The 13,102-nt window shown below is 65.3% G+C and carries 6 protein-coding genes; 4 read left to right on the top strand and 2 right to left on the bottom strand.

Annotated elements, in window-relative coordinates:
• The first annotated feature begins 39 nt into the window (after positions 1 to 39).
• From ABKW26_RS06190 to ABKW26_RS06175, 4 genes are all read left to right on the top strand, one after another.
• On the top strand, positions 40 to 954 hold the full coding sequence (locus ABKW26_RS06190) for a DegV family protein (RefSeq protein WP_348591853.1): 915 nt from the start codon (positions 40 to 42) through the stop codon (positions 952 to 954).
• Between the two features lie 47 nt (positions 955 to 1,001).
• A complete protein-coding gene (locus tag ABKW26_RS06185) occupies positions 1,002 to 1,901 on the top strand; it encodes a ComEA family DNA-binding protein (protein WP_348591851.1) in 900 nt (299 codons plus the stop codon).
• A gap of 1 nt (position 1,902) precedes the next feature.
• Positions 1,903 to 4,557 (top strand): ComEC/Rec2 family competence protein, encoded by a 2,655-nt coding sequence (locus ABKW26_RS06180; protein WP_348591849.1) that lies wholly within the window; start codon positions 1,903 to 1,905, stop codon positions 4,555 to 4,557.
• 1,116 nt (positions 4,558 to 5,673) lie between these two features.
• The gene (locus tag ABKW26_RS06175) at positions 5,674 to 10,194 is read left to right on the top strand and encodes a hypothetical protein (RefSeq protein WP_348591847.1); all 4,521 of its coding nucleotides are present in this window, start codon (positions 5,674 to 5,676) and stop codon (positions 10,192 to 10,194) included.
• 225 nt (positions 10,195 to 10,419) lie between these two features.
• On the opposite strand, the gene ABKW26_RS06170 is transcribed toward ABKW26_RS06175, so the two are convergent.
• Both ABKW26_RS06170 and ABKW26_RS06165 read right to left on the bottom strand, forming a co-directional pair.
• Positions 10,420 to 11,298 carry a DNA adenine methylase gene (locus ABKW26_RS06170; RefSeq protein ID WP_348591845.1) on the bottom strand — a complete coding sequence of 293 codons (879 nt, stop codon included), beginning with the start codon at positions 11,296 to 11,298 and terminating at the stop codon, positions 10,420 to 10,422.
• Positions 11,298 to 12,725, bottom strand: a complete 1,428-nt coding sequence (locus ABKW26_RS06165; RefSeq protein WP_348591843.1) for a hypothetical protein — start codon at positions 12,723 to 12,725, stop codon at positions 11,298 to 11,300. Before ABKW26_RS06165 ends, ABKW26_RS06170 begins: the two co-directional genes overlap by 1 nt.
• Positions 12,726 to 13,102: the final 377 nt, after the last annotated feature.

Raw genomic sequence — 13,102 nt, 5'->3', positions numbered from 1 at the left:
CGGTGCGAGGGCCGCGGTCATCGCGCATAGGGTGAGCACGTGAGCTCCTCGACATCGCCGACGCGCACCGTGCACGTCGTGACGGACTCGACGTGCTCCCTCCCGGCAGACCTGGCGCGTCGGTGGGGCGTCCACGTCGTCCCCCTCCAGGTCGTCGTCGACGGGCGTGCGCACCTCGAGGGTGTCGACCTCAGCACGGGCGACCTCGTGCGAGCCCTCGACGACCACGCGTCGCTGTCGACCTCCCAGCCGACCCCTCGGGCGTTCGCCGAGGCCTACGAGCGTGCCGCCGGCGAGGGTGCCGAGCGCATCGTGTCGCTCCACCTGTCCGGTGAGCTCTCGGGGACCGTGCACGCCGCGGCCCTCGCGGCGCGGGACGCATCCGTGCCGGTCGACGTCGTCGACTCCCGCACGGTCGCGATGGGCCTCGGCTTCGCCGTCCTGGCCGCGGCCCGAGAGGCCGCCCACGGCGCGAGCGGGCCCGTCGTGGCGCGGACCGCGCTCCGGGTGGCGAGCTCGAGCACCGCGATGTTCGTCGTCGACTCCCTCGACCACCTCCGTCGTGGGGGACGCCTGAGCGCGACCTCCGCCGCGATCGGCACGGCGCTCGGGCTCCGCCCGGTCCTGGGGCTGCGGGCCGGGCACGTCGAGGTCGTGCAGAAGATCCGGACGCGCGCCGCAGTCGTCGAGCGGCTCGTCGCAGCGGGCATCGCCGCAGCGCAGGAGGACGTCGACACCCGGATCGCGATGCATCATCTCGGTGACGACTCGGTCGTCTGGGAGTGCGCCGGGCGGATCACGGACGCGACGGGCCGCGAGGTGGTCGTCTCGCCGGTGAGCGCGGTCCTCGGCGCGCACGTCGGCCCCGGGCTCCTCGCTCTCATCACGGCGCGGGACCTCCCCCCGGCCGACGTTCCCCACAGCGCGCCCGGCTCCTCGCCTTCCCACAGGTGACGACGGGTCGAGCGGACGGGCCCGCGCGCCGACCGTAGCGTCCCCGTGTGACCACATCCACGGACCAGCACGAGCGCTCCCGACCGGCCGACGACGCCCACGCGGCCGCGCGCCTGCGCTCGGTCTCCGGCCTCGTCGGCTCCGTCTCGACCGCGTACACCGCCGCCCACGGTCACCCGATGGACCACGAAGGGCTCGTCGCCGCCGAGTCCGCCCGCCGACGATGGGCCCTGAGCCTGCGCGTCGCACTCGTCGCCGGAGCGTTCCTCGTCCTCCTCGCCGGCGGTGTCGTCGTGTCCCAGATCGCCGCGACGCCGGGGGAGGTCGTCGCTCTCGAGGATGCGGACCCGGAGCACGACGGGGGCGAGGCGCCGGTCGTGCCGGGCGACGGAGCTGCTCCGGGAGCGAAGGACGGAACGGACGGCGCTGCGGGCGCGGAGGGCACGGAGCCGGGACCGGACAGTGCGGGCGACGGCCCGATCGAGGCGGGCGCCGCCGACGTCGTCCTCGTCCACGTCGTCGGCCAGGTCGCGACGCCCGGCGTCGTCGAGGTCGCCGTCGGTTCCCGGGTGATCGATGCGATCGGCGCAGCAGGCGGGCTCACCGCCGGAGCCGACACCGCGGCGGTGAACCTGGCCCGCGAGGTCGTCGACGGGGAGCAGATCTACGTCCCGCTCCCGGGCGAGGTCGCCCCGGGTGCCTCGACGGGCACCTCCACGGCACCTGGTGGTGGTGGAGCCGTCGCCGCGCCAACCGGTCTCGTCGACGTCAACGCGGCGACCGTCGACGAGCTCGACACCCTGCCGGGGATCGGACCCGCTCTGGCCGAGCGGATCGTGCAGTGGCGGACCGACAACGGCGAGTTCGCCACGGTCGACCAGCTGGCGGACGTCTCCGGGATCGGACCGTCCGTCCTCGGGAAGATCCGTGACCTCGTGACCGTCTGAGATGGCTCCCCTCGACCTTCGGCTCGTCCCGGCCGCGGCTGCGTGCTGGCTCACGGCGCTCGTGCTGGTCGCCGAGACTCCCGAGCGCGGCGCACGCACCGCGGCACTCGCTGCGGCGGTCGCCGTCGTCGCCCTGGTCGCTGCTGCGCGCGTCGCTCAGCGTCCGAGCCAGGAGGTGGCTCTCGGTGCACTGTCGGCGCCCCGCCGCGTGCTGCGGCTCCTCACCACCGGCGTCGGCCAGATCCTCCTCGTCTCGCTCGTGGTCGCCTGCACCGCAGGCGCGGTCGCCGGTCAGGGCGGAGTGCGCGAGCGCGGCGAGATGTCCTCGCTCGTCCGAGAGGGCGCCGAGGTCCACGTGACCGGCCGCGTGGTCACCTCGGCCGTGCCGGTGGCTGGAGGCGTCGGTGGACGTACGCGGCTCGACCTCGCGGCCACCGCGGTCGAGTGGTCGACGCCTGACGGTCCTGTCCGTGGCTCGGCGCACGTCACCCTCCTCGTGCTCGGAGGCGCCGAGCTCCTCGACGCCGCCTACGGGTCGGTGGTCACGGTCCGGGGCACCCTCCGGGCGCTCGAGCCCGGCGACTCCCGGACCGCCATGCTCATGGTCGCGCGGGGAGATCCCGACGACGACGCGGCCGTCGTCCGGCTCGACGAGCCCCCGGGCGCGACCACCCGCGCGGTCAACGCGGTGCGCTCCGACTTCATGAGCGTGTCCCGCGACCTGCCCGCCCAGGCGCGGGGCCTCGTGCCCGGCGTCGGGATCGGGGACACGTCGATGCTCGCTCCCGCCCTCGACGAGGCGCTGGTCGTCACGAGCCTGACCCACATCACGGCGGTCTCCGGCTCCCACTTCGCGATCATCGCCGCGACCGTCGCCGGGCTCTGCTCGCTCCTGCGCGTGCCGCGCTGGGGCCGGGTCGGCGTCGCGGGGACGGTGATGACGGGCTTCGTGCTGCTCGTGCACCCGGAGCCGAGCGTCCTGCGAGCAGGGGTCATGTGCGCGGTCGCTCTCCTGGCCGTGCTCCTCGGACGTCCCTCGCAGGCCGTGGCGGCGCTGAGCGTCACGGCGATGGTCCTGCTCCTCGTCGACCCGTGGTTCGCACGCTCGTACGGCTTCGCGCTCTCCGTGCTCGCGACCGCCGGGCTCGTCGTCGGCACGGCACCGATCACCCGGCTGCTCGCGCGGCTCGTCCCGTCGTGGCTCGCGCTCGCCGTCGCCGTGCCGGTCGCCGCCCAGCTCGCGTGCGCACCGGTCATCGTCCTCCTCGACCCGTCGGTGTCGCTGTACGCGGTCCCCGCGAACCTCCTCGCCGCACCGGCGCTCGTCCCCGCGACGATCCTCAGCGTCGTCAGCGCGCTCCTCTCCTCGTGGTGGCCGGCCGGCGCGCTCGCGGTGGCCCAGGTCGCCGGCTGGTCCACCTGGTGGATCGCCGAGGTGGCCGAGGCGTTCGCCGCGGCCCCGCTCGCCCGGGTGCCCTGGATGCCGGGAGCGGGCGGCGCCTGGCTCCTGGCGGGCCTCACGGCCGTTCTCGTCCTGCTGTGCGCGACGCGTCGCAGCCTCCTGTGGTGGGCGCGCACGCGGCTCTTCGTGCTCGGGTGGGCTCCGTCGCCGAGCCGGCCCGCGCGCGGGCTCTCGAGGCTGCTCGACGACGGGCGTGTCTCCCGCGCGGTGGACGCGGTCGCCGGTCCGGCCGCGGCAGCGCTGGCGCCGGCCCGCCGGGCGGCACGGCCGCTCGCCCCGCTCCTCGCCGCGCTCGGCGTCGGAGCGGTCCTCCTCGTGGTCGTCGCGCTGATCCGCCCGCCATGGGTGGGGATGCTCGCCGGTGGACCCGGACCCGGTCCGGCGGGGTGGCCCCCGGACTGGGAGGTCGCGCAGTGCGACGTCGGTCAGGGGGATGCGCTCGTGGTGCGTACGGCCACGGGCCACGGGCTCATGGTGGACGTCGGACCAGAGGGCGGGGGCGCCGGCGCCTGCCTGTCCGAGCTCGGGATAGATCACCTCGACCTCCTCGTCCTCACGCACTTCCACGCCGACCACGTCGGCGGGCTCGAGGACGTGCTGGGTGCGGCTTCTGTCGCCGAGGTGCTCGTGAGCCCGGTGCTCGACCCCGTGAACCAGGCGACCGCGGTCCTCGACATGCTCGCCGAGGCAGACGTCCTCGTGACGACCGCCCCGTCGACCGCGGCCGGGACCGTCGCGGGCGACGCCGAGGTCGCGTGGCGTGTCCTCGCCCCCGTCGCCGACCCGGCTGCGGGCACCGTGAGCGCGCTCGGGGCCGAGGGCGGCGCGAACGACGGCAGCGTGGCTCTCGAGATCCGGACGCAGAACCTCACCGTCGTCGCGCTCGGTGACCTTGAGCGCGACGGCCAGGCCGCGGTGCTCCGCCGTCTGCGCGAGGAGGGTGAAGGCGAGGTCGACGTGGTGAAGATGGCGCACCACGGCTCAGCGGTCCAGGACCCGGCGCTCGCCGAGCTCCTGTCGCCGAGGGTGACGTTCGTGAGCGCGGGAGCCGGGAACACCTACGGGCACCCCGCCCCCGAGGCCGTGAGCCTCTACCGGGCGGCGGGCAGCGCGATCCTGCGCACGGACGAGTGCGGCACGGTCGGCGTGCTGGAGAGAGACGGCGAGCTGCTCGTCGTGGGGGACTGTCGATGAGCGGGTCCAGTTGCTCGGCGCACCAGCCAGGCATGTTCGCGGTGCTCGCGAGTCCGACGTTCTTCGGCTAGCACCGGATCCTCTCGTTTGTTGCGACCTCGGCGGCCGACGTCTGCCTCGTCATCGAGCACCGGCATAGGGCGCAGAAAAGGGGGAGGAGGAGTCTCGTCGGTTCGTCTCGACCTCAGACAGCGCCGGCCCAGACATTCGACTGAGCACGTGGGTCTCGCCGCTGCCAGTCTGACCGTCGACGAGCGGCGATGTCGTGAGCGTCCCATGCGACGGTCCGACCCCGACCATAGGCGCGGGCTCATGGCTCCGCGGGTGCCATGACGAAGTGGCTAACGACCCGAGGTCTCTGCTTGAGCACGTTCCCGCAGGCCGACTCACCGGCCGCGGGCGCCTCGCACCACCGAACTTCGGGATGTGTGGACAGCGGGCCCTCGCAGTCTCGGATCATGGATGGCGACACGGCTGGCATGAGAACGAAGTTGGACACAGACAAGATCTCGAATCGCGCGGGCTGACCATAGCGGAGGCTGCGTCGGTACTCGGCCGCTCAGGACCGTCGAGCCGGAGATACCGCGTTCCGAAACGCCCTGAATGGACTCGCTGTGCCCTCTGGGCCAGAGTCGGACGACGACTTCGACCTGCTCGAATAGATTTCCACCGCTGGGGTTGATGATCATGGAGACCACGGAGAGTCAGCTATACCGCTCGCCAAGATCGGAGGTAGCCAGATCTCGGGCGACCTCCGAGACGAGCGGGTGCTGGTCCGGCACGTCCCACAGCGAGCAGCGCCATGGCTACGCGGATACCGCTGGGGGAACTTGCGCGGATGCACCCGCATGGAAAGGGCGAGGAGGTTGAGTCCACGGCAACTCCGCGCCTGGCAGCCACTGGAACTCAAATTGGGTGTCTCAGCTGCCCCGGGGTCCGCCGGGCCTCGTATCAGCGAAGGACGCTCTGCTGGCGTGATGTTCGACGTAGGTGTGTGGGTGCAAGCCGGAGGCAGATCGCTCCTGATCCGCTAGTGTTCGATCCTGCCGGGGTCTCGATCTGCTGGTGTCGGATACCTTCGCTCGCGCCGCTCCTGTGCGGGATGAGCGACCTCGGATGAAGGTCTCGATTGACGTGTGTGAAGGAGGCAGTGTGGCGAACGGCTTGACGACGCGTGTCTTCGTACTTGAAGAAGCCTCCGAGGTGGCGCGCATGGTTGCGGATCATTCATCCGAGGCTCCACGTACCGCTGCGCTAATTCCAGCCGATCTGATGGCTGCAGATGCGAGCGTGCTGGAACTCGTAAAGTGCATGAATAGCCTACCCGGCTCGATCCGCTCCGCCCTGAAGCGTGCTGGCGACAGTGCAGCTCTACTTAGCGACGACCGGCTCCAAGGGTTGGCAGAGCTCATCCAGAATGCCGACGATCTCGGCGCTACCGAAGTCACCATTGCCTTGGATGAGGTCGGCTCACGGCTTCTATTCACACACAACGGGGCCCCGCTGACGCTTCACGATGTCTGGGCCCTGGCCATCCCCTGGCTAAGCCTCAAGGTGTCCGACGAAGAGCAACTAGGTCGATTCGGTATCGGGCTCAAGACGTTGCACGCGCTTTCCGATATACTCGAGGTCCACCAGGGCCATTTCCGAGTACGCTTCAGTTCGGACACCATTCAGCCTATCGAGAAACTAAGCGGCTGGCCGAATTGCGAATCTGCTATGACCACTTTCTCGGTCCCGTTTCGTTCGGGCTCCATCCGTAGTGATGATGCGGTCAGATGGCTTAGGCAATGGGACGACTCCGGGTTGGTCTTCCTCCGAAGTGTCGCTTCAGTGAGGCTGATCAATGGGGCCGGAGATGAGATCGTCCGACTGGGTGTGACCTTCGGGCCGTTAGAGACTCTGGAACTTGACGGGGACCACACGACGAGGCGAATGGTCACCGCAACTGACGGTCGGCAGTGGGTGGTCTACAACCGCAGTGTCGCCGCCCCGGCCGACGAGGAACGGGCTGGAAAAGCTAACGGGTCTCGCACCCCTCTAGGACTCGCCTTGGCACTTTTCGAGGGTGATATTGGACACATCCACGTCGGCTTACCAGTGCGCCCAGTCGGTCTACCGTTCCGGATGCTCGCACAATTCGATCCGCAGCCCTCGCGGCGTGATATCGCTGACACGGACTGGAACATGGCTCTCATTCCTTCCCTTGCCCGCTTCTGGCGCGACGCAGCGTTGAACCTTTTTGACCTCGCGCCGACGCGAGGATGGTCGGCCGTGCCCACGTCGGCGGAGTTCGATGCGGACGGCCGTACAACCGGGCGGCTGCGCTCCAATTTAGACGCGTATCTGTTACGGCGTGCGCGGGTCGAGTTCGCCGAGGCTCTGAGACTCGAAGACGGCGGCGTCTGCTACGCCCTGGCGGATCTGGCCTACGAAGCGGTCGAGCTCACTTCGGCGCTTGCCCCTGAAGATGTTCGACTGGTCTCGACGCGGCCAGGCGTCCTTTCTAACGACGTTCGTTCATCGGGAGAGCGGTGGCGAGAAGTTATTGATGACCTTGGCCAGGTCGGTGCTGCGACACCAGGGTTCGTGAGCGTCGAAGACGCCAGCATCCTGCTCGATGACGACAAGCGTTCACCGGAGTTTGTGGTCGACTTACTGTCCGTCGTTCTCGGAGCAGGACTGGAATCGACGCTTGGCTCACGAGCTTGCTTGATACTTGACGATGATGAGCGCGTGTTGCCAAGCAGCCGGACGGGTTTGGCTGTGCTGCTGCCGTCAGGTTTCGACCCGATTTGGGAGTCGCTGAATATTGGATCGCTCCTCCACCCGGCGTTTGGCGAACATGCACAGTGGAACGTGATTCGCGACTGGCTCCAGAGGGGCAAGTGGCTAAGGTCTGCGGCGACGGGAGCGGACGCTCTCGCCGTACTCTCTCGTGCCGGACGCAACAGGGGCACTCTTGAATTCCCACTGTCGGACTCCCAACTAGAAGTACTGCGTGTGAGCCTCGAAGCTATCGCGGAACCAGAGCGCTCTGAACTCGGCTTAGGCATTGGTCAGGCGATCAGAGTCGACGCTGTCGTGTATGAGCCCTCCGGTGCCCGGTCGAAGGTGCACGCTCGGCCGTGTGATGCATACTTCATCGAGCGTGAGACCAATACGTGGTTTGTCGCAGCAGGGAAGACTCCGGGATTGGTCTGGATTGACCGCCGATACTCGGAGAAGGTCAGGAGCGCCAGTGGGCGCGACGGCGTTGGCGCTCAGCGCCTGTTCCGCCTGCTTGGCGCAGAGGTAGCACCACGCCTCAGAGACCATCCGAACAGCTATAGACCGCTGCAGACGCAAGCTCCCGGCGTGTCTGAATCGGCGGCCGGTTCTCCGGCTCGTCGACGCGAGGCGTTGAGGAGCCTCCAGGCAACTTTTACAGTGAACGACCTGGCTGCACCCGACCTTGACGCCGTTCTGACGAGCATCGCTGAGGAGAGAGACGACGCCCGGCGGCGGCGGCGAGCGGCCGCTGTCCTTGGGACTCTGACGCGAGCTTGGGAGCGACTGAGTGAAAGCGCAAGAGTCAGAGCGGCTACTCCGTATTACACCTGGCAGGAAAAGGGCGAAGTGGACGCCTGGTGGATTAGCAGTGCCGCATCGATTGCCTGGTTGCAATCGGAGAATGGCACAGCGGCCGCTCCTCAAGAGCTGCGAATCAAGAGCTCGGCTACGATTGCGCTCTACGGGGACGACACCGCACGCTACTTGAATCCAGCGCTAGATAGCGAGGCCCACCGCGAAGTGCTGGCTCGCCTCGGGGTCGCCGGCGATCCAACGGTGTCGGAGTTGGTCCAAAAGCTAGAAAATGTGCGGGCACAAACCACCGGCACTCCGCAGGGTGCGGAGGACCTCGCCGCGCAGTTGTATCAGGCGCTGGCGTTGCAGGTGCGCGGTGGCCGCATAGGTGGTCAGTCTGCAGTGTCAATTCGTAGAGCCTTCAGTCGAGGAGACGGTCTGATCGCGACACAAAACGGTTGGCGACGTCCAAGTGTCGTGCTCGCTGGGCCACCAATCTTCCAGGAGATGCGCGATTTCGTTCCCTCGGTCTCGGGTACCAACCCACTTTGGTCACTACTCGGAATCTCTCGTCCGACCGCATACGACGCGCGCGACATACTCACTGAACTTGCCCACAAGCGCGTTCTGACATTCGACGAGAAGTACGTCATGCTGGAGGCGTTGCGTCTACTGGTCGAACTGCCCGAGTCCGATCGAGGAATCTTGAAGAGGGCGTCTGTGTGGGTTGGTGATCGGTGGCAGCGCCGCCGCCCCATCTATGCCACGGATAACTCTCTGATCGCCGACGGAGTAGTGGATCGCGTCCCACTCTGGAGGCCCGGAGGGTCACTGGTGCAGTTTGCCCCTCTTCTCAACGCGTACAAACTGACCAGGCTGAGCGCATCGCATGGCCAGGTCGTGGATGCCGAGGCGGCGGTCTGTGACGCCAACCTCACGAAGCTGTTTTCTACGGCCGTGGACATTCTCCGTTCCGACCTTGCGCGCAGCGACCCCGACACTGAGCAGGGTCTACGGATCTCCTGGGACGAACTTTCTGCGCTTAGCGTCAAAGTGGATCCTGACCTTCGAGTCAGACTTGTCGAACCAACCCACGGCCTTGACGAGACCATCGAGCTCGGTTCTTGGCTGGACGTCTCGGCTAGAGCCTTCTACGTCTCGGACAAACGTGCGATCGGTGCACCTAATTCAGGCGCGTATGCAATCGCATCAGTCTTCGAAGGAGATGCTCGTCGAATTGCGCATGATTGGGCTGCAGCGTGGTCGATGGCGTTGGAAGGGGAACGCGCGGATTCGATCACAACGGCCGCAAGTCTAGACGCAGAGCGCAAACGAGTGCGCGACGAGCGGAGCGAAGAGTCGCTCCGTCGGCTCGCCGCCCAGGGCAGGACACGTCGATCGAAGTCAGACAAGGTGAACCCAGAAAGCTCAAAAATCCGGAAGCCCGATACGGTGCCCTCTACTGAGATTGCCCCAAAGCCTATGCGGCGACTCATCGACCTAGACGCTTTGACGCTGAAAATCGAAGATGGCGAGATTGTCGGCGGGCCGCTGTCTCTCGACGATGGAAAGCTGGCGACCTTCGTTCCGAGGACTCCCGCGGACAAGCCTCGTGAACCTGACGTGTCAAATCCCAGGAAGCCGGGCGGAAACGGGTATGTCGCTAAGAACTATACAGACCAAGAGAGAGAGACGATTGGCCTGGAATTGGTGAGGCGAGTTCTCGGCGGTAATGAAGCGGGCATCGTTGACATTCGACACCAGCACAACGTCGGAGCGGATGCCGTCGACGATCTAGAGAACTTCTTCGAACTCAAGGTCTATGCCGGTCCGATCCCTGAAGTCGTCTCACTGACCAACTCTGAATTTCGGCGCGCGCAGGAGACCGAGCAGTTCTTCCTCGTCGTGGTCGGGAATGTCGAGCAGGGTGAGAAAGGGCCCGAGATTCTGATATTCACGGATCCGCTGAACCACCTGATTGTGGTCCCGCAGGGATCCATGAACCTAGGGGGGATTCGGGACGCGAAAGCGTTGCGATACCGGTTCGAGCCGCAACGAGCCGAAACGTAGAATCGAGTCGGGTGTATCGCCAGATATTGAGGGCGCGTCCTACTGTGATTCATCGCCCCCCGTTGTAGGGCACGTTGCATCGCGCGAGGCGGTTGCCACGCCGAAACGCCGGGTGGGACAGCGGCGTCTGGGGTGGCAGTCGGCCTGGCCTCGGTCGGGTCCTGTGCGGAGCGTGATCACGGGCAGCTCCTTCGGCAACGCGCCGGTAGGGCCGGTCTGGTTCCATCAAACTGTGACCCAGTGAGCGTTTGCTCGGTTGACCAACTCGAGACTCGAGACTTGGAGCCGGTCGCTAAATACCACGTACTCCGACCCGACGTGTTGTTTCTGCGCTGTGTGCGCAATGCTGAATTGAGCGGCGCGGAACCCTCTATACAGGTCGGTAGTGACTTGTTCCGCAGTGTCATAGGTCAGGATCCACGGGACGGCGCTTGTAGAGAGATGAGTGGCCAGTGCCACGTGATCCGCGTAGGTCAATGAATCGAGGTAGAGATTCTCGCCCTGAACGATATATGGGGGGTCAACGTAGGCCAGCAGCGAGGCACCCAGATGCTCAACGCTCGACATGAAATCTTTCGCGTCCAGTTGGGTGATTGAGACCCTACGGCGGTATTGTCCAAGTGTGGCTATCCGGCGAGCGAGATTCTGTCTATTGAATCGAGCATCTAGTTTCCAGTTTCCAGATTGACCTAGCCCGCCAATTGGCCTGGCGGAAAGTATACCGGACCGATTGCATCGATTTAGAAAGAAGGTCGAGAATCCGAGCGAGAGGTCGTCGTGCTGGGAGGGGTTATCGAAGATCTCGCGGTGAACATGCCAGGCGTCGATGTTCACGACAGCTTCTAGAACGAGCCCCGTCAAGGCTTCAGTGTGGTTGAACACTGAACGCCAGAAGGCCGCGACACCGGGCGCGAGATCATTGAGGTGGATCGTTTTCACCGCTTCGTCGACGAGAAGTTTCAAGGCGGCACCGGCACCGCCTGCGAACGGCTCCGCATAGCTTACGGGACGATGCTCCTGCGAACGTATTAGCTGCGCGAGATAGGGGGCCATTCGAGCTTTGCCGCCTGGGTAACGCAAAGGACTGACGTAGCGTTCTGACACTACTTTGCGCCTCCAATCAGGGCATCCACGCCCTGCAGGACCGGGCGGAAAGTTGCGCTGAGGCTCCGAACTTCGGAGGCGGTGGGGTCGCCGTACAGATTGTGCACGAAGGCATGCAGAGTCTGAATTGCCATTCCGTCGTTCTCTTGAGTGCGCGTCCAGGCCATCTCCAGTTGCTTGTCTCGATTGATGGGGTCGTAGCACTGGGGGTCGATTGCTAACAGTGCTGCTCGCAGCTTCTTGCTCAACTTGGCTCCCTCGGTACTGTTTACGACCCCTATCTCGATGCCGTCAGAGACCACGAGTTCGAGTAGGATTCTGATCAGCACGGCAACCACCTGAGGCGAGTCATCAATCTGAATCTTCTGCGCACCTTTCAGTAGTTTGCTGATGCGAGCGTTGACATGGTTGAGCTTCAGCTTGTGAAAGATCACCGGTTCAGGCTTGGCGGGATTTGTTCCGGCTCCCAGGTTTGGGTTCGGTGCGACTGTCTCATTCGAGTCCGCGTCCGATTGCGGGGGTTCTTGCTTCCCGGATCCCGGTCCGCCACCGGAACTGCCCGTGCGATCAGACGCGGCCCGGTTCGATTGGTTCGGGCTTGAGAGCTTTTTGCTCCGGTCGGGCAAAGTGTCATTTCGTTTGCGAATGAATTCTGCGCGTTGTTCTTTCGTCTTAATTTCTGTAACTGTCAAGTCTCCCGCGAGGTCAGAGAATATTCTTCTAAATCCCTCTATGAGATCTTTAGGCTCATAAAATAAGACAAGTTCGTCATCTTCAAAGGTAAACCCAAAGTTCGCTCGCACCTCTGGATCTGCAACTAGCCTTCCCAAAGTGGTGAGGCGGTTGCGGCGGACTTTGACAATATCCGCTGCGAGTTGTTCATCGTCGGGAAATGTCGCCTCTACGGCGTCGCAAAAGACGGCCGCCCGATCGGCTTGCGAGCCACGCTTTCGCCGAAAGTTGTTGGCCTGCCAGGACGCCCATTCCAGCACGCCAACGCCGTCATTTTCGCCCGTATGGCGTAGGTCGAGCCAATGTTTGGCCGCTTCGCGATTGGCTGCAACGTGTACTTCTACCTCGGTTGGTGCCAAGCCTGATTTGGCGATGTCTCTAAAGCGCTTGACGAGGTCCAGCGCCAGTTGCTTCGTTGCGGGCGCTGCGAGATCAGGGTTCATGAGCAATTTGAGACAGGCTAGGCGGCGGTTGCCCTCAATCACTACGAGGTGCCCGTCCTCTTCGACGGCAACTGGTATCTCGGTAGGGTTCAACATGCCCTGCTCGACAATGTCCTTTGCCAGATTGACCATCTTTGAGGGAGCGTCGACGAGTAGTGCGGTTACTGCGTCGTCCTGTCCTAGGGCGTTCGCGGCGAATCTTGGATTGCTTTCATCCAACAAGAGTCCACTAACTGGCTCGTTTTGCGTCACGCTTCGTGTCCTTTCGGTAGCCTGCTCGAGCGGTAGGGGTCACGTCACCAGTCGTGCTGGCTACGGGTTCCAGGATCCCATGGGTCCGCGCCGCGCGGTAGCGACGCGCTGGGCATGGGACGGATGGTCCAGACGGCACTCGCCGGGAGGGGCCTAGACGCGGCGAGCGTGCCGCTGGAGTTGACTCGAGAAGTCGGCATCCGATCCAACCCAGGAGAGGGAGGCCCTCACACGACGAACTCGACGGCCACATGCTCTGAGACTCCGTGTGTCTGGAACGGCGCGACGCAATAGTGCACGGCGGTAGTCTTTACGCCCATTGGCGCACGGGTTGAGTCGTTTCGTATCCCGCTCAGTCCTGACATCGAACCTGGTCA

The organism is Sanguibacter sp. 25GB23B1 (assembly GCF_040012415.1).
Taxonomy (GTDB): Bacteria; Actinomycetota; Actinomycetes; order Actinomycetales; family Cellulomonadaceae; genus Sanguibacter.
Note: the sequence above shows the minus strand (reverse complement) of the source record. Positions and strands in the feature narration are given on the sequence as shown.

What these genes read in the sequence shown, in the direction of transcription:
- ABKW26_RS06175 (WP_348591847.1), top strand. Translation starts at nt 5,674, where the DNA reads ATGAAGGTCTCGATTGACGTGTGTGAAGGAGGCAGTGTGGCGAACGGC.
- ABKW26_RS06180 (WP_348591849.1), top strand. Translation starts at nt 1,903, where the DNA reads ATGGCTCCCCTCGACCTTCGGCTCGTCCCGGCCGCGGCTGCGTGCTGG.